Here is a 16,675-nt window from a genome sequence, read left to right on the forward strand (position 1 = left end):
CCATGGCGAAGTCATCTGAGCCAATCGCGCTCGGCTGGGCGCGAGTCTCGACTGACAAGAAGGAAGACCGCAAGGAACAGACGCTCGATCAGCAAATCGATGCGCTCTCCAACTACGGTGTTCCGACCGAGAACATCTACAGCGACAAGATGAGCGGAACCATCAGCCTCAAGAAGAGTGAGCAATGGGCTGCACTCAGCGAGCGGGCGCTCGACCCCAAGCAGAAGATCGAGATCGTGTTCGTGAGCTGGTCTCGACTCAGCAGGGACTTCTACGACTTCCTCGCGGCGGTGAACCAGTACACAACCAACGGCTGTGTCTTCACCGTCATCGGGGAGCCTCGCTACCAGAAGTATGCCCCGAAAGACGCCATGGAGTCATTCCAGCTCGCCATGGAAGCTTTTGGCGCGCAGGACTATCGAGAGCGAATCTCCAAGGCCACGAAGGAGTCGCTTTACTACAAGAAGCATGTGCTCGGGATCAGGCTCGGCAGACCGGAGAAGCTGACGCTGGCGGACTGCGACGAGATCAATCGGCTCGCTCGACTCGACGACTTCAAGAATCCTCGGCTCATCGCTGAGGAGATCACCGCACACCGGCTGGCGGCGATCCCCGAGGGTCTGGATGATCCCGAGCGTGAGAGAGCCGAAAAGCACGCTGCGGTGTCCCGCCCGGTCGTCTACCGCTATCTCACGCTGACCGGCCTTGCCGAGTCTGACTTCATGCTGATCGATGGTCTGAGAGAGCAGCACGGCGACGACTGTGAGGCCATTGCCAAGGATCTCACCGCTGCTCGAATCGCTGCTATCCCGAAGGATATCGCTGACGATGAGGTGGAGTACCCCAAGGCGCTGAAAGCTTCGACAGTGCTGCGTTCCTCCGTCTACCGATACCTGACCAAGGAGGCCGATCGTGCGTAGGCGGGAGAGGGACTATACGAAAGACAGACGCTGGTTTGACTGGTTGATCGACGGACTGTCCTGGCTCCTATTCCTGATCCCGTTCCGCTGATCATCAGGGAAGGCCGGGGATCAGACCTCGATCTCTGGCCTTCCTTGTGCCGCCCCGCCCTTGTTCCGTCTAGCTCGGGACCGCGACACTCCGTATTCTGTGAGGCGCGACACCGTACATCGATAGTCTGGCGGCATGAGCAAGAAGAGTCCCGCTGCCGACCAGATCAAGGATGATCAAGATCTCGCAGTAGCCGAACCTGAGGATCTGACCGACGATGAGCGCGAGGCCGCCATCGAGTCCGAGGGCGAAGCCGAGGCGGTGAGTTACCAGGGCACCGATTTCGACGCCGAGGGCCTGGTGCGGCGTCTGAACCGGCAGGACATTGTGATCCCCAGCTTCGGCCATGGAGACGATGATGTGGAGCTGGCTGCATTCCAGCGCAGCTTCGTGTGGACTCGGCCTCAGATGGATCGCTTCATCGAGTCTCTGCTGCTCGGCTTCCCCGTTCCAGGCATCATGCTCGTTCAGCAGTCGGACAAGCGCTACCTGGTGCTCGACGGACAGCAGCGCCTTCGCACACTCCAGGCCTTCTACAACGGGATTCATCGCAAGCGCGAGTTCGCTCTCGAGAATGTCGCAGAGGAGTTCAAGGGGCTGACATACAAGACTCTCGAACCCGAGCAGAAGCGTGTACTGGACAACAGCTTCATCCAGGCAACGATCGTCAAGACAGACGGCACCGCTGAATCTCGCGAGTCGGTGTACCAGATCTTCGAGCGTCTCAACTCAGGTGGCACGCAGCTGACTCCGCACGAGATTCGCATTGCGCTCTATCCCGGGCCGTTCGTGGACTTCCTCGGAGAGCTGAACGAGATCGAGTCCTGGCGCAACATCTACGGCTCTGTCTCCCCCCGAGTTCGCGACCACGAACTGCTCCTTCGAGTCGTGGCGCTCTATGTCAGCTCCGAGGAGTACTTCCGTCCACTGAAGAGATTCCTCAACACCTTCCTTGGGCGGCATCGCGCCCTCGACAAGCTCTCAGCAGATGACATTCGGCACCACTTCACGAAGGCCATCAACGCTCTCGATGAGGCCGGCGCTCGTGATTACCTCCGCCCTCCCCGTGCTCGGCTGAATGTCGCTACCTTCGATGCGCTGATGGTTGGGGCGATGAAGCGCGTTGCGACCACTGGCGAGATCTATCCGGAGGAAGCGGCGGCTGCGATCGCGAAGCTGCGGGCTGACGCCGATTTCGCCGAGGCTACTTCCGCTCAGACAGACACAGAGGAGAATGTTCGGAATCGTCTCCGGATCGCCACGGCAGCGTTCGCAGAATGACCAAGAGCGTCCGATGGCCTCCGTCGGAGCTAGTCCGCCTGGAGAGATCTCTCGATGAGCTGGCTGAGTCGGTGCGGGAGCAACCGGAGAACCGGTCCGATCAGGAACAGGTTTGGCTCGTCAAGTTCCTCATCGTCAGATCTTGCGGCTACCTGGAACAGGTCATGCACCTCTGCGCTACTGGCCATCTGCGAGAGAAGTCCTATGGAACAGCGAGGTCATACTCGCTGTCTTGGCTCAGCCGAAGCATCAACCCCTCCGCCGAGAACATCTTGAGCACTCTGGGTCGCTTCGACGCTGGCTTCGCGGACGAGTTCAGAGAGATGCTGGAGAAGGACAACGGTTCGCTGGCCAACGATCTAGGCGCTCTGATCACCAAGCGGCATGCAATCGCCCACGGGGAGAACGAAGGGCTTGGAGCACGGCGAGCGCTGGACCTCTATGAGATGGCCAAGCAGGTAGCGGACTGGATGATCCTGAGGCTGCACCCTGACCCGAGCTGGGGCAGTTCGTTTCCGAGGTCATAGTCGAGACCTCGATTCCCCGGCCTTCCTTGTGCCATCAGCGTTCACAGGCTGCGCACTCAGGCTGTGGCTGTCCTTGGCTGCACATGCCGACCATTCAAGATGCGACGGGCTGAGATCGACCTACAGGTCGTCCCAGCCTTCGACCTTCGGCTTCTCCTTGAGGTATCCGTCAAGATATACCTGAATCATCGGGGCCGCCTGCTTCGCAGAGTCGGCACTACTGTAAGTGGCGATCTGAGCATCAGCGTTCTTGGGACTCCAGCCCATTGTCGCGATGAGATCTTCTCTCTCAGCCCCACCGTCGATGAGCGCAGTCGTCGCCATGTGGCGCAGAGTGTGGACAGTCATTCCTTCTGGCAGTCCATACTTATACTCGATCTGATCCAGAAGCTTGTGGAGTGCTGTTCGATCCCGCTGGCCGTAGATGGGTTTGCCACCTTCCCGGGTGAAGATGAGCTTGTCCAGCCCCTCTCCTGCTTCGGGCTTGAACCCCGGCAGAGTCCGCTTCTGCTTAACTGCCTTGATGTGTTGGTAGGCCAGCACCCACAGTTCTGCACTCAGTCCGATCTCCCGATAGCCGTTCACGGTCTTGGTGCCCTTGAGAACCCAGTGATTCTCTCCGACCCTCCAGGGACATTGAGTAGTCCTCCTGCCGCAGCTCCATTTGCCGGTGGTCGCATCCAGCTTGCAGCCATGCTCAGCTCCTACTCTCTGGAGCTGCTGCTTCACCACGAGCCGGAACAGCCCATCCCGTTCCTGGAAGCAATCATCCGTGAGGCCGAGGGCTTCCGCCTGTCGCAGACCTAGAAGACCTAGAATCCATCGAAGCTCCTGACCGTCCTTGCGGGCTTCCTGGATGATGAGGGGGCCGAGCTTACCGGCGGCCTTCCTGATTGCCAGGGTGTCATCCACCGTCTTCGCCTTCTTTGCTGGAGTCTTCAAACCCACCATCGGATGACGGTAGATGATGTTGTCTCTGAGGTAATGATCCAGCGCGCTTCGGAGACAGATGAAGGTCTGGCGGATGGAGTCGACGCCCAGCCCCTTCGCTGGCAGAGTCCTGCTGAAGAACTCCTTGAGCTCTTCGTAGGTCAGCCCCCGAACCAGCCTTCCGCCAAATGCAGGTAGCAGGTGATTTCTGATCCTGGCGTCATACATGTGGATGGTGGCCGGGGCCAGCCCCTGCTGCCTCTTCTCCTTGAGCCAGTCCAAGAGACAATCGCCTACGGTCAGCGTGGCGATCTTAGAATCTACGGGGAGGTTGGCCGGCGATTCGAGCTGATACTCGACGCGCTTTTTCAGGATCTTCTGATCCCGCTTCTCGATGGCGTCCCGCGCTGTCTTGGCCTGGGCCGTGAACTTCACGCGCGCGCCGCCCAGCTCCACGGTCTTGGCCGCCCAATAGACGGTGGCGATCGTCCCGTCCTTCCGGGTTCGCTCCACGGGGAAAACTGTTCCCTCGCCATGCGCCCGCTTTTTGGGTCGGCGCTCACCCTTCGGGCCGTGCTTCTTACGCGCGAGGAGCTGTTCCGCTTCTTTTTCGGCATTGATCAGCTCGATTTCGGCCTCGTCCATGGGTCGATCATCGACGAAGTCAACTCATCGAGTCAACTCACGCTGTGGTGTGTCATCACCGCCTGGCAATGAAAAAAGCGCATGTTTCCGCCAGATTTGATTTCCTGGCGGAAACATGCGCTCCCTGTGCGGTGACGGTGGGATTTGAACCCACGGTAGGGGGTTACCCTACACAACTTTTCGAGAGTTGCACCTTCGGCCGCTCGGACACGTCACCGCGGAATAGCTTACGCGACGCGGGGCCTGCACGCGAATCGAGACCCGCAGGTCACCAGGCGGCGGCGACGTCGGCGTGCGTGCGCAGGATGCCCTCGGTCGATCCTGCGGGCGCGCGGCCGATGCCGCACTCGGTCGCGACCCCGAACTCGGGGGCGAAGGGGGCGGCGGCGGCGATGCGACGGGCGGCGCCTTCCGCACCGTCCTCCCGGTGCACGAGGCCCAGGTAGAGCTCGCCGACCGGGGCGAGGTCTGCGAGCGGGGCGAAGTACGCCTCGTCGTCATGGTCGATCGGCACCGGCAGGTGCAGCCAGGTGAGCGGACGATCGGATGCGGCCACCACGGCGTTCGCGTAGCGGACGAGATTCCCGGCGTCCCGCGGCTCGAAGAAGTGCTTCTCCCCCGCGTCGCCGTAGCAGAGGTGCACACCCACCTCGACGTCGGCAGGCACCGCGTCGACCAGCGCGGCCAGGCGCGAGACGAGACCGTCGAACGGGTCGCCGGGCCACCACGCCTCCATGACGGAGCCGTAGCCGGCCGCGCGTTCGATGATGCCCATCTCGCTCGCGACATCCCACTGCACCGCGAGGTCTTCGTGCGGGATGGCGGCCAGGATCCGGTCGAGCTCGCGCACGATCGCGGAGGTGTAGACGGGCTCGATCGCCGCGCGGTCATCGCCGTGGAAGAACGAGGAGATCACGGCGAGCGGCGTCGGCAACGACACCTGGAACCGCACACCGGCGGGCACCGCGCCCTCGGCCCGGAGCCGCGTGAACACCGCGTAGGACTCGATCGCGGCAGCGGCGTAGCCGAGCGGAGGCAGCTCGATGCTCGCGGCATCCACCCCTTCGCCGATGCGCAGACCGCGGGCGTCGATGCCGGCGGGGAACGGGATGGGTTCGTCGCCGATGCGCTCGATGCCCTCGGCCCGGCCGATCACGTCGGGCTGGAACATGATCCAGTGGAACCGCTTGCCGACCTCGCCGTCGGGGATGCGGCGCAGTCGCGTGCCGAGCAGGTCCGCGGCGGTACGGATCGTGGTCTCGGCGTCGTCGTAGTTCACGCTGCCCACGAGAAGGGCGCCCTGGGGCTGAGTCATGTCCTCAGAATATCGACGCACCCCGACGGGCTTTTCCCCGGCGGCGGCTCCGCTCACACCGGGGGCATTCGAGTTAGGATGGCCTAAGAACCCGCCGCCTGTGGGGGCAGCGATGACGGGAAGGGCAATCTTCATGGGCTTCATCACGTCCGAGGCGCTGGCCGAGACCGGCTACGTCGTGCTCGACGACCACACCGGTCCCGCCGATCCCGCCGAGTGGCTCGCCCTCGAATACGTCGGCTGGCGCTCTTCCGGCGTCACGCGCTTCGCACCCCTCACCAGCTATGCGGGCGACGTGGACTGCAACGGCTTCTGGAATCACACGCCGCCGCGCGCAGACAAGGATGGCGTGTGGGTCGACTCGCAGGTCGCGATCGCCCCCACTCTTCAGCGCCGCGCCCAGGAGCCCGGTGCCGGCATCGGTCGCTGCCGCGTGATCGAGCTGCAGCCGAACGAGTACGCCGACGCGATCTACAACCTGCACCAGGACGACAACAACCGCCTCAATAAAGAGGGCACCGGCTGGGTGGTCCGCGGGTTCTTCAACCTCTCCGACGACACCGATTCGATGCTGATCCTGCGCGCCGACCGCTTCGACCCGGCGACCGAGATCCGCCTGCCCCTGCGCGCCGGATCCCGCATCATCGTCGACACCCAGCGCTTCTGGCACGCGGTCTGGCACCGCGGCACGGCGCCGCGCTACGCCCTCATCACGTCCTGGACCAGCGGCCCGGAGCTCGACGCATACATCGCCGCGAACCACGGCGACCCGCACCCGCCCGCGGTCGACCTCGACGCGCAGTTCGTCGACGCCGCCCAGGTCGAGCTGCACCGGCGCATCGAGGAGCGCCGTCGCGCGTTCGAAGCGCAGGGCATCGTGATGGAACCGCCCGTCGACATGAACGCCTGAGGCGTCGCAGAAGCGAACACCCCTCAGACCGTGCGGCCGCCCTCGATCCGCACCGTGCGTCCGACGGTTCCCGCCGGGGGCTCGACGTGCGAGATCAGCAGCACCGTCTGATCGCCGGCGGCCTGCAGCAGGTCGCGCAGCAGCGCATCCGAGGCCTCCGGATCCACCCCGGCCGTCGGCTCATCGAGCACCAGCACGGGGAACCCACGCAGCAGCGCCCTGGCGAGGGAGATCCGCTGCGCCTGCCCGCCCGACACCAGCGCGCCGCGATCGCCGACCCGTTCGTCCAAGCCCCCGCGCTCACGCACCCAGGTGCCGAGACCGACCCGGTCGAGCACATCCAGCAGCTCGTCGTCCGTGGCGCTGTCGCGGGCGAAGAGCAGGTTCTGACGGATGTCCTCGTCGAAGAGCTGCGGACTCTGCTCGCACAGCCCGATCACCCGACGCAGCGCCGGCCCCGAGAGCGCCGCAGCATCGCGCCCATCGACCAGATACTCGCCCTCCACGCGCAGGAAGCCGACCAGGGCCGCGGCCAGTGAGCTCTTGCCCGCTCCGCTGGGGCCGGTGACCAGCACCCGCTCCCCGGGACGAAGGTCGAGATCGATCTCCTTCAGCGCCGGGGCACCGCCGGGCCAGTTCGCCCTGACGCCGCGCAGACGCACGGCCGGGGTGCCGTCGATCTCGATGTCGTCGCCGGCGTCGGCACGCAGCTCGTCCGGCATCCGCTCCGGCAGCACGTCGACGATGCGCTCGGCGCTGGAGCGCACACTCCGCCACGATGCCGCAGCGATCGGCACCGCACCGAAGATCTCGAAGACCACCATCGGCACGAGCACGGCCACCGCCAGCCACGGGCCGTCGATCGACCCGTCGACGAGTCCAGGAGCCGCGGCCGCGAGCGCCCAGACCGAGGCGGCCCCGGCGACCGCGGAGACCACACCGGCGGCGATCGCCTGCGCGAGCGAGGCGCGGTCGACGACCTTTCTCAGTGCGGCATCCGCTGTGCTGATCCGCGCGCGCGCCTGCTCCTCTGCTCCGTACGCGATGAGCACGTCGAGGCTGCCGAAGTAGTCGACGAGAGCGGCGGAGAGGTCGGCGCGATGCGCCGAGACCAGCACCTCGGCGCGGGAACCGAAGACCCAGCCCAGACCGATCGCTGCGGCTGCAGCGACGAGCAGGCATACGGCAAGGGTGAGCGCGGCCGGGGGCGAGACGAACGCCACGAAGCCGACGGCCCCGACGGCGACGAGGGCCGCTACCCCGAGCGGCTGCACCACGCGCAGCGGCAGGTTCTGCAGATTCTCGACGTCGTCGACGAGCGCCGTGAGCACCCGACCGCGATCCGTCGAGCCGAGGCCGGCCGGAGACAGCGGGATGAGTCGGCGCACCATGTCGGCGCGGGTCGAGGCGAGCTGACGCAGCGCGGCATCGTGTCCGCTCAATCGCTCGAGGTAGCGGGTGACCGCGCGCGAGACCGCGAAGAAGCGCACCCCCACGACGGCGACCGACAGCGGCACGAGCGAGTCGACGATCGAGGCGCTCACGATCAGCCAGCCGCTGACGGCGAGCAGACTCACGGCGGCAGCGGCCGAGAGCAGGCCCCAGATGAGACCGGGCACGAAGCGCCCGACAGGGGGCTGCGCGAGACGGAGGATGTCGCGGACACGGTGTGTGCGCGGGTGAACGGCGTCGGCTGCGGCGCGGCGCGCGGTCATGCGCTCACCCCCAGCTCCACGATCTGATCCGCGATCTCCCGTGCGGTGCGACGGTGGGAGACGAGGAGGATCGTCGCCCCGGCGTCGGCCCTCCGTCGCAGCGATCGCCACAGCCGGTCCTCGGTCTCGGGGTCGAGGGCGCTCGAGGGCTCATCGAGCGCGAGCACACGGTCGGTCGCGGATGCCTGGCGGTACAGCGCCCTGGCCACGGCCACGCGCTGGGCCTGCCCGCCCGAGAGCCCCGCTCCCTGCACACCGAGCTCGAGATCGGCGTCGATGGTCTCGGCGCAGGCGTCGTCGAGGGCGGCGCGGGTCCGGTCGGCGTCGGGGACCGGGTCGCCGAGCGCGACGTTCGCCGCCACCGTCCCCCGCGTCAGACCGGGAGCCTGCCCCGCCCACGCGAGCCATGCCGACGGCGCGAGCCCCCGCACGTCCTTCCCCGCGAAAGCGGCCGTCCCCTCGAACTCGACCGCGCCGCGGAGAGCTGCGAGCAGCGACGACTTCCCCGACCCGCTCGGCCCTTCGATGACGGTGATGGTCCCCGGCGCGGCCGTGAATGACACGGGCGGCAGATCGCGCACCCGCAGACCGGTGACGATCAGCTCTCCGCCGTCCTCCGTCCGCACTTCAGGAAGAACGTGCTCCGCAGCGCGCTGAACAGGGTCCGCCGGACCGGAGAACGACGGGTGTCCTGAGTTGTGAACAGCGGCAGCACGCTCCCCCGCCGTGTCGAGCACATCGAACACGTCCTCGGTCGCGGCGACGCCCTCCGAAGCCGCGTGGAATTGCACGCCCACCTGTCGGATCGGCAGGAATGCCTCGGGCGCGAGCAGCAGCACGAACAGCCCCACCTCGAGCGTCAGGTCGCCGGAGAGAAGTCGGAACCCCACCGACACCGCGATCAGAGCCACGGCGATCGAGGCCAGCAGCTCCATCGCGAAGCCCGACAGGAACGAGAACCGCAGCACCTTCATCGTCTCGCGGCGGTACTCGTCGGCCGTGACCTCGATGCGATCGGCCGCGCGGCGATCGCGTCCGAACAGTCGCAGCGTCGACAGTCCCTGCACCGTGTCGGCGAAGCGGGCAGCCAGGCGCTGGAGCGTCTGCCACTGGCGCGTCTGCACCGTGCGCGTCGCCATCCCGATCAGGATCAGGAAGATCGGGATCAGCGGCAGGGTGATCACCGCGGTGAGACCGCTCGGCCAGTCCTGCCACCACATCACCGCGACCAGCACCGGCGTCGCGATCACGGTCAGCACCAGTTGCGGGATGTACCGCGCGAAGTAGGCGTCGAGCGCCTCGAGCCCGTGACCTGCGGTGACCGCGAGCTCGGTCTGATTCCGCTGCGCCAGCCACCCCGGGCCCAGGTTCCCGACCGCCGCGACGAGCGCCGAACGCAGCTGCATCCCGGTCTTCGCGGCAGCGCGTGTGCCCGCCGCGTCCGACGCCGCGATCAGCAGTCCGCGCAGCAGCGCCGCCAGCAGCAGCCAGAGCAGCGACGAGGTGACGTCGCGCCCCGCGATCGCACCGGTGATCGCGTCGGTCAGCAGCCACGCGAACGCGATCGTGACCGCCGTCTGGACAACGCCGATCAACGCGGATGCCGCGAGGAAGACCCTCGCGGCACCCGCGTAGCGCAGCAGTCGGGGATCGACGGGTTTCACGCGTGCGCCGGAGCCCCCTCGATCGACTTCCGGGTGACCCGCTTACGGAAGACCCAGTACGTCCACGCCTGGTACGCGAGCACGAGCGGCATCGCGATCAAGGCCGTCCAGCTCATGATCTGCAGCGTGTACGGCGTGCTCGACGCGTTCGCGATCGTGAGACTGTACGCCGGGTCGATCGTCGACGGCATCACGTACGGGAACAGCGCGGAGAAGAGCATGACCACGGCGAACAGCACCGTGAGCATTCCGGAGAAGAACGCCCACCCGTCGCGACGGACCATGGAGAGCCCGACAGCCGCGATCAGACTGACCGCCGCGAGCGCGCCGGCGCCGATGACCAGCCAGAGCAGCGGAGCCTCACGGCCCATCGCGATCGCGACGGTCCAGATCACCGTCGCGGCAGCGACGAGGATCGTCGGGATCGCAGCCTTCTTCGCCAGCTTCTGCGCGTCCTCATGCACCTGACCGTCGGTCTTGAGCGCGACGAACAGCACGCCGTGGAGGAAGAACAGCAGCAGGGTGGTGACGCCGACCAGCAGCGCGTACGGGTTCAGCAGGGCGAAGAAGCCACCCACGTAGATGTGGTTCTCATCGATCGCCACACCCTGCACGATGTTGCCGAACGCGACACCCCACAGCAGCGCGGGAACGACCGAGCCGATCACGATCATCCGGTCGAAGCCGGCCTTCCACTTCACGCTGTCGCGCTGGTGCCGGTATTCGAACGACACCCCGCGCAGGATCAGTGCGAGCAGGATCAGCAGCAGCGGCAGGTAGAACCCGCTGAACAGCGTGGCGTACCACTCGGGGAACGACGCGAACAGCACGGCGCCGGCGACGATGACCCAGGTCTCGTTGAGATCCCAGACCGGACCGATCGTGTTGATGACCTGACGGCGCGAGACGTCGTCCTTGCCGAGGAACGGCAGTGACATCCCGACACCGAAGTCGAACCCGTCGAGGACGAAGTAGCCCACGAAGAAGAAGGCGACGATGAAGAACCAGAGCGTTGCGAGATCCATGATGCTCCTCTCTCTCAGTAGACGACCGACGGCAGCTGGGCCGTCTCGTCATGCGGCTTCTCTTCGGTGTCGGGCCCCTTCTGCGCGGCCCGGATGATGAGACGGATCTCGACGACGGCGAGCGCCGCGTAGATCGCGGTGAACGAGATGAGCGATATCAGCACTTCGAGCCCGCTGACGCCCGGCGAGACACCGTCCTGCGTCGTCATCAGCCCGAACACGATCCAGGGTTGCCGTCCCATCTCGGTGAAGACCCAGCCCATGATGTTGGCGGCCAGCGCGAGCGGGAACGACCAGATCGCGACCTTCCACATCCACGGGGCGACAGGCTTCTTGGCGCCCTTGCGGGTGACCCAGAGACCGGCGACGGCCACGAGCGCTGCGGCGATGCCGAGGCCGATCATCCAGCGGAACGCCCAGTACGTGATCCACAGGACGGGGGCGAAGTCGGTCAGACCGGTGGAGGCATACGTCTGGGCGTACTCGGCGTTCAGGTCGTTGATGCCGTGCACGCACGCGTCGAGCGTGTGGGTCGACAGCAGCGAGAGCAGATACGGCACGCGGATGGAGAACAGCTCCGAGCTGCCGTCCGGTGTGCCGAGCGTGAAGATGCTGAACGAGGCATCCGGCCCGCACACCGTGTTGAACGTCGCCTCGGCGGCGGCCATCTTCATCGGCTGCGCAGCGTACATCGCGAGTCCGAGCTGGTCGCCCGTGAGCACCACGCCGGCGGTCGAGACGATCATGGCCCACAGCCCGAACTTGAGCGAGATGCGCATGGTGTCGAAGTGCTGGCCGCGCGAGAGGTGCCAGGCCGAGACCGAGATCACGACACCGGCCGCGAACATGAAAGCGCCGAAGATCGTGTGCGGGAACGCGGCGAGCGCGACCGGGTTGGTCAGCAGCGCCCAGAAGTCGGTCAGCTCCGCACGGTTGGTCGCCTCGTTGAACGTGTAGCCGACGGGGTTCTGCATGAACGCGTTGGCGGCGATGATGAAGTACGCCGACAGGATGCTGCCGATCGAGACGCACCAGATCGTGGCGAGGTGCAGCTTCTGCGGGAGCTTGTCCCAGCCGAAGATCCACAGCCCGATGAAGGTCGCCTCGAAGAAGAAGGCCAGCAGCCCCTCGAAGGCGAGCGGTGCGCCGAACACGTCGCCGACGAAGCGGGAGTAGTCCGACCAGTTCATGCCGAACTGGAACTCCTGGACGATGCCGGTGACGACGCCCATGGCGAAGTTGATGAGGAAGATCTTGCCGAAGAAGCGCGTCAGATGCAGGTACTGCACCTTGGCGGTGCGCACCCACGCGGTCTGGAAGATCGCGGCGACCAGCGCCATGCCGATCGTCAGCGGCACGAAGAGGTAGTGGTAGACGGTCGTCAGCCCGAATTGCCATCGGGCGAGAGCGAGCGGATCAAGCCATTCCATGCGCGACTCCTGTTCTGTGGTGCTGCGGCGTCGTGCGGTGACGCGGCGGCTCCGTTCCCTCGATCAGCGACGCGGTGGTGTCGCGCAGCTGCACGGTGCAGTCCGAGGCGAGGACGGCATCGCGAACACACTCGGCTTCGAGTGGTCCGCCTGCCTCGTTGAGGACGCCTTGCATGAGTTCGAGGTGCACACGGCACAGCATCGGACGATCCTCAGAGCGTCCGGCGGCGTGCGGGCAGGGGCTGAGGTCGACCGTGAGCCGCTGGTCGTCGAGCACGGGCTCGAAGCCGCTCTCCTCCAGGTGCTCCACGAGCGCGTCGAGCTGGTAGGTGGCGTCTCGGCCGAGTCCGGATGCCACATCGGGAAGCATGCTCCGCATCAGGTCGCCGCGGCGCGCAGCGGCCTTGGCCTTGTCCCGGGCGACGGGACTGGAGGCGCCCGGTGCTCCGGTCGCGGCGCTGTACAGCGTGCGCGGCCGGCCCCGCGTGGTGCGATGCTCGATCGTCGGGATCACGTAGCCGCCCTCGATCAAGCGCCCCAGGTGCTCGCGGACCGTGTTGGGGTGCAGTCCCGTGGCCTCGCACAGCTCGGTGATCGAGAGCTCGCCTCGGGTCTGCGAACTTCCCGCTTCGAAGAGCAAGTGCAGGATCTGCACCCGGGAGTAGCTCGAGATCGGCCCGCAAACGGGCCCGCCGTTGGCCATGAACCCAGTATCCCGCGAGACTGCGAGTTTGCAGAGAGGATGGGCCGTGAATAAACACCTGGCCGATAGGGATGTCTGATGCCGGCGATAGCCTGGGGGCATGGCCACCCGGAAACCCGCTCCACCCGCGTACGTGTGCACGGAATGCGGGTGGACGACCGCGAAGTGGGTCGGGCGCTGCGGCGAGTGCCAGCAGTGGGGAACCGTCCAGGAACAGGCGGCGCAGACCGGCATCCTCCGACGGGTCGGCCCGGTCGCGCCGACGGCCGATCGTGCCGCACGGCCCATCACCCAGATCACGACGCAGGATGCTCCTCGGCGCTCGAGCGGCGTCGGCGAGTTCGACCGCGTGCTCGGCGGGGGCATCGTGCCGGGCGCGGCGATCCTGCTCAGCGGCGAACCGGGCGTCGGCAAGTCGACGCTTCTCCTCGAGGTCGCAGCGCAGGCCGCTCGCGGCGGACGCCGTGTGCTCTATGCGAGCGCCGAGGAGTCTCCCGGCCAGGTGCGACTGCGCGCCGAGCGCACCGGCGCCCTGCACGACGAGCTGTATCTGGCGAGTGAGACCGACCTGGCGACGATCCTCGGTCACATCGACGAGGTGAAGCCGCAGCTCGTGATCGTCGACTCGGTGCAGACGGTCTCATCGTCGTTGATCGACGGTGCTGCCGGGCAGCCGAGCCAGGTGCGAGAGGTCGCGGCGACGCTGATCCGCATCGCGAAAGACCGCGACCTGCCGATCATCATCGTCGGCCACGTCACGAAAGACGGACAGGTCGCAGGCCCCAGGGTGCTCGAGCACCTCGTCGACGTCGTGTGCCACTTCGAAGGCGATCGGCAGACGTCGCTGCGCTTCATCCGCGCCCTCAAGAACCGCTTCGGGCCGACCGACGAGGTCGGCTGCTTCGAGATGACCGGAGACGGCATCGCCGAGGTGCCCGACCCTTCGGGGCTCTTCCTCTCGCAGGGGGCCACCGAACCGGGCACCTGCGTCGCGATCTCGCTCGAGGGCCGGCGTGCTCTTCCGGTCGAGGTGCAGGCGCTCACGGTGCCCAGCAACGCCCCCAACCCCCGCCGCATCGTGCACGGCCTCGACTCCTCGCGGGTGGCGATGGTGCTGGCGATCCTCGAACGTCGCGCAGGTGTGCCCACCGGCAGCCTCGACGTCTACGTGTCGACGGTCGGTGGCGTGCGCTTCACAGAGCCGGCGGCCGACCTCGCGATCGCGATCGCCGTGGCAGGGTCCATCCAGCAGATCTCGGTGCCGCGCACGGTCGCCGCCGTGGGAGAGCTGAGCCTCGCGGGCGAGATCCGTCCGGTCACCCAGGCGGCGCAGCGACGGTCCGAGGCCGCACGCCTGGGATACGAGCAGGTGGTCGACGACCGTTCGAAAACGCTCCGCGCCGCGCTCGGCGATGTGCGGGCGCGCAACACGTCACGCCGCTCCGATCGCGATATCCCGCCGTTCTGACGGGGACGCTCGGGCCTCTCAGGCGTCGAGCGCCTTGAGCAGCTCGGCAGGGTCCGCCTGCATGGGGTGAGGGCCGGCGATGTCGAGGAAGACCGTCGTGATCGGGTGCGCGGCGAGGAACTTGCGCAGCCAGTCGGCACCGTAGATGCCGACGCCGGGGGGCAGATTGGCCGGCTTGTTCTTCGCGTCGCTGAACAGCAGCAGCGCGAGGTCGCCGGTCTTCGGGTCGCGGTAGGTCCACACCTCGCCGCTGTCGAGCGGATTGTCGCGTGCGCCGGGCTTGATCAGCGGCACGACCGTGGTGCCGTGGCGGAGGGCGAGAGCGACCGCAGCGACGTCCTGCTTCTCCAGGGCCTGCGCCAGGGCATCCGAACGGAAGTCCTCGGGTGCGGGCTTGTTCTTCGCGGCCTTCGCCTTCTTCGCTGCCATGTGTCCAGCTTATTCACGGGACGAAGCGCGAAGCGCCGAATGTGCCGTGGAGACGATTGGGGCCCTCTCGAGTCCCACATTGGGGACTGGGGTACTCGAGAGGGCCCTCGGACTCTCGAGCGGCGGTGTCGAAGCGCTGGGGACGCTGTAGTTCGACGCCACTGGGGATGGCTTGGTGCCGCAGATGCGGAGAGTCGCTTCTATGGTATCCCAAAGAGTCACGGTTGTCAGCATCGCGTGCCTACGGCGGCAAACATCGCCCGATTTCGTCGCAACAGCGCCGACTTGCGACGATTTTCGAAGAGCGTCTTCGGAGTTCGCTTCGAAACTCAGCGGGCCTCAGTAGAGCAGGATCTGCGCGCTGGAAGGGCTCGTGAACCCGCCGATCGAGACCTCCACATGGTACGAAGCTCCTCCGCCCGGTGCCCGCTGTCGATTCTCCTGCGCGCACGTCTCGACGCTCGACCGAGTGCGATCCCAGGTGACGGGGTCTTTGCTCGTGACCGTGGTGCCCGCCGTGAGCGTGGCGATCATGCTGCTCGGGTTCTCCTGGCAGTCGGTCGAACGCCACCAGACATCGGCGCCGCTGGAGATCGTGAAGACCTGGGTCGTCGACCCCACATCGATCGTGCAGTCTTTGGCGCCCTTGTTCGTCAGCGAGATCGAGAGCTTCGGCAGCACCCCGGCCGCGTACGTGTCGGAGTCGGTGACTGCCGTGACCTCGATGTCGGCCGCCTCGCAGGCCACGATCGCCGGGGTCTGCGCAGCTGAGGGTTCGGGAGCGGGCGACTCTCCCCCGGCGGACGGATCGGCAGACGGCGAGGGCGACATCGACGGCGTCGCCGGCGCGGGCGATGCCGTGTCGGCGGCGGCCCACGGGCGCGCGATCAGAAGCCAGGCGCCGATGCCGATGGCCGCGACGGCCAGGACGAGCCCTCCGATCACGACCAGTCGCCGACGACGGTAGACGGCGGCGGAGCGACGGGGCATGACTCTAGGCTAAGCGATCCTCCGCTCTCAGCCTGGGAGGCCCCACGGCACGGGCGGAGGCGGAGTCAGAGCACCTTGAGCATGCGGGTGTTGCCGAGCGTGTTCGGCTTGACGTGGGCGAGGTCGAGGAACTCCTCGACACCCGCGTCACCGCTGCGCAGCAACTGCGAGTACACGTCGGAGTCGACCACCTGCTCGCCGATCGGCGTGTAGCCCCGGCGCCCGAAGAAGTCGACCTCGAAGGTGAGACAGAACAGGCGGGTCAGCCCGAGCGTCGCGGCGTTCTCCTCGAGGCGGTCGACGATCGCACGTCCGACGCCGTGGTGCAGCCAGTCGTCGCGCACCAGGAGGGTGCGCACCTCGCCGAGGTCTTCCCAGAACACGTGCAGGGCGCCGCATCCGATCAGCACCCCGTCGGCCTCCGCGACGACGAACTCCTGCACGGCGCCGTACAGCACCGCCAGGTCTTTGCCGAGCAGGATGCGCTGCTCCACGAGCGGCTGCAGCAGGTCACGGATGCCGACGATGTCGGCGCTGCGCGCCGGCCGGACGATGTACTCGCTCACATCACAAGCCTAGAACCCGTGGCCCTGCGGCACCTGTGCCGGACACAGGAAAGGGGCGGATGCCGC

Annotated in this window: 15 protein-coding genes and 1 tRNA gene; 5 read left to right on the forward strand and 11 right to left on the reverse strand. The window is 66.6% G+C overall.

Going from position 1 to position 16,675, the window contains the following annotated elements; translation table 11 throughout:
- Positions 1–2 precede the first annotated feature (2 nt).
- The 3 genes from D514_RS38055 (at position 3) to D514_RS26780 (ending at position 2,819) form a co-directional block, all read left to right on the forward strand.
- Complete coding sequence (locus D514_RS38055; protein ID WP_017829403.1) at positions 3–920, forward strand: recombinase family protein; 918 nt, start codon at positions 3–5, stop codon at positions 918–920.
- Positions 921–1,146: 226 nt separating this feature from the next.
- A complete protein-coding gene (locus D514_RS26775) occupies positions 1,147–2,292 on the forward strand; it encodes a DUF262 domain-containing protein (protein WP_017829405.1) in 1,146 nt (381 codons plus the stop codon).
- Positions 2,289–2,819: a HEPN domain-containing protein gene (locus D514_RS26780; protein WP_017829406.1), complete on the forward strand. Its 531-nt coding sequence runs from the start codon at positions 2,289–2,291 to the stop codon at positions 2,817–2,819. The genes D514_RS26775 and D514_RS26780 overlap by 4 nt, the downstream gene beginning before the upstream one ends.
- A 120-nt stretch (positions 2,820–2,939) precedes the next feature.
- On the opposite strand, the gene D514_RS26785 is transcribed toward D514_RS26780, so the two are convergent.
- The 3 genes from D514_RS26785 to D514_RS26800 form a co-directional block, all read right to left on the reverse strand.
- On the reverse strand, positions 2,940–4,394 hold the full coding sequence (locus D514_RS26785; protein WP_144052973.1) for a tyrosine-type recombinase/integrase: 1,455 nt from the start codon (positions 4,392–4,394) through the stop codon (positions 2,940–2,942).
- A 129-nt stretch (positions 4,395–4,523) separates the two neighbouring features.
- A tRNA-Ser gene (locus D514_RS26795) sits at positions 4,524–4,611 on the reverse strand.
- A 51-nt stretch (positions 4,612–4,662) separates the two neighbouring features.
- Positions 4,663–5,709, reverse strand: coding sequence for a hypothetical protein (locus tag D514_RS26800; RefSeq protein WP_017829409.1), 1,047 nt, complete (start codon positions 5,707–5,709; stop codon positions 4,663–4,665).
- Between the two features lie 112 nt (positions 5,710–5,821).
- On the opposite strand from D514_RS26800, the gene D514_RS26805 reads away from it, so the two are divergent.
- Complete coding sequence (locus D514_RS26805) at positions 5,822–6,619, forward strand: hypothetical protein (protein ID WP_144052974.1); 798 nt, start codon at positions 5,822–5,824, stop codon at positions 6,617–6,619.
- Between the two features lie 23 nt (positions 6,620–6,642).
- On the opposite strand, the gene cydC is transcribed toward D514_RS26805, so the two are convergent.
- Genes cydC through D514_RS26830 form a run of 5 tightly spaced genes read right to left on the reverse strand, consistent with a single transcriptional unit; the run spans position 6,643 to position 13,156 of the window.
- Positions 6,643–8,334, reverse strand: coding sequence for a thiol reductant ABC exporter subunit CydC (gene cydC / locus D514_RS26810; protein WP_017829411.1), 1,692 nt, complete (start codon positions 8,332–8,334; stop codon positions 6,643–6,645).
- Positions 8,331–9,998 carry a thiol reductant ABC exporter subunit CydD gene (cydD, locus tag D514_RS26815; RefSeq protein WP_017829412.1) on the reverse strand — a complete coding sequence of 556 codons (1,668 nt, stop codon included), beginning with the start codon at positions 9,996–9,998 and terminating at the stop codon, positions 8,331–8,333. The genes cydC and cydD overlap by 4 nt, the downstream gene beginning before the upstream one ends.
- Positions 9,995–11,023, reverse strand: coding sequence for a cytochrome d ubiquinol oxidase subunit II (cydB, locus tag D514_RS26820; RefSeq protein ID WP_017829413.1), 1,029 nt, complete (start codon positions 11,021–11,023; stop codon positions 9,995–9,997). The genes cydD and cydB overlap by 4 nt, the downstream gene beginning before the upstream one ends.
- Positions 11,024–11,037: 14 nt before the next feature.
- Complete coding sequence (locus D514_RS26825) at positions 11,038–12,453, reverse strand: cytochrome ubiquinol oxidase subunit I (RefSeq protein ID WP_017829414.1); 1,416 nt, start codon at positions 12,451–12,453, stop codon at positions 11,038–11,040.
- Positions 12,440–13,156, reverse strand: a complete 717-nt coding sequence (locus D514_RS26830) for a metalloregulator ArsR/SmtB family transcription factor (protein ID WP_031205691.1) — start codon at positions 13,154–13,156, stop codon at positions 12,440–12,442. The genes D514_RS26825 and D514_RS26830 overlap by 14 nt, the downstream gene beginning before the upstream one ends.
- A 100-nt stretch (positions 13,157–13,256) precedes the next feature.
- Here D514_RS26830 and radA point away from each other — a divergent pair, with 100 nt between their 5' ends.
- Positions 13,257–14,624: a DNA repair protein RadA gene (gene radA, locus D514_RS26835; protein WP_017829416.1), complete on the forward strand. Its 1,368-nt coding sequence runs from the start codon at positions 13,257–13,259 to the stop codon at positions 14,622–14,624.
- Between the two features lie 18 nt (positions 14,625–14,642).
- On the opposite strand, the gene D514_RS26840 is transcribed toward radA, so the two are convergent.
- The 3 genes from D514_RS26840 to D514_RS0119290 form a co-directional block, all read right to left on the reverse strand.
- On the reverse strand, positions 14,643–15,053 hold the full coding sequence (locus D514_RS26840; protein WP_017829417.1) for a hypothetical protein: 411 nt from the start codon (positions 15,051–15,053) through the stop codon (positions 14,643–14,645).
- Between the two features lie 339 nt (positions 15,054–15,392).
- Positions 15,393–16,043, reverse strand: coding sequence for a hypothetical protein (locus D514_RS26845; RefSeq protein ID WP_017829418.1), 651 nt, complete (start codon positions 16,041–16,043; stop codon positions 15,393–15,395).
- 65 nt (positions 16,044–16,108) lie between these two features.
- A complete protein-coding gene (locus D514_RS0119290) occupies positions 16,109–16,609 on the reverse strand; it encodes an amino-acid N-acetyltransferase (protein WP_017829419.1) in 501 nt (166 codons plus the stop codon).
- Between the last annotated feature and the right edge of the window lie 66 nt (positions 16,610–16,675).

The organism is Microbacterium sp. UCD-TDU, from assembly GCF_000340625.1.
GTDB lineage: Bacteria > Actinomycetota > Actinomycetes > Actinomycetales > Microbacteriaceae > Microbacterium > Microbacterium maritypicum.

Coding starts and splice junctions, on each gene's coding strand:
- D514_RS26830 (WP_031205691.1), bottom strand. CDS start 13,156: ATGGCCAACGGCGGGCCCGTTTGCGGGCCGATCTCGAGCTACTCCCGG.
- D514_RS26775 (WP_017829405.1), top strand. CDS start 1,147: ATGAGCAAGAAGAGTCCCGCTGCCGACCAGATCAAGGATGATCAAGAT.
- D514_RS26780 (WP_017829406.1), top strand. CDS start 2,289: ATGACCAAGAGCGTCCGATGGCCTCCGTCGGAGCTAGTCCGCCTGGAG.
- D514_RS26840 (WP_017829417.1), bottom strand. CDS start 15,053: ATGGCAGCGAAGAAGGCGAAGGCCGCGAAGAACAAGCCCGCACCCGAG.
- D514_RS38055 (WP_017829403.1), top strand. CDS start 3: ATGGCGAAGTCATCTGAGCCAATCGCGCTCGGCTGGGCGCGAGTCTCG.
- cydB (WP_017829413.1), bottom strand. CDS start 11,023: ATGGATCTCGCAACGCTCTGGTTCTTCATCGTCGCCTTCTTCTTCGTG.
- cydC (WP_017829411.1), bottom strand. CDS start 8,334: ATGACCGCGCGCCGCGCCGCAGCCGACGCCGTTCACCCGCGCACACAC.
- D514_RS26805 (WP_144052974.1), top strand. CDS start 5,822: ATGACGGGAAGGGCAATCTTCATGGGCTTCATCACGTCCGAGGCGCTG.
- D514_RS26800 (WP_017829409.1), bottom strand. CDS start 5,709: ATGACTCAGCCCCAGGGCGCCCTTCTCGTGGGCAGCGTGAACTACGAC.
- D514_RS26785 (WP_144052973.1), bottom strand. CDS start 4,394: ATGGACGAGGCCGAAATCGAGCTGATCAATGCCGAAAAAGAAGCGGAA.
- D514_RS26845 (WP_017829418.1), bottom strand. CDS start 16,043: ATGCCCCGTCGCTCCGCCGCCGTCTACCGTCGTCGGCGACTGGTCGTG.
- radA (WP_017829416.1), top strand. CDS start 13,257: ATGGCCACCCGGAAACCCGCTCCACCCGCGTACGTGTGCACGGAATGC.
- D514_RS26825 (WP_017829414.1), bottom strand. CDS start 12,453: ATGGAATGGCTTGATCCGCTCGCTCTCGCCCGATGGCAATTCGGGCTG.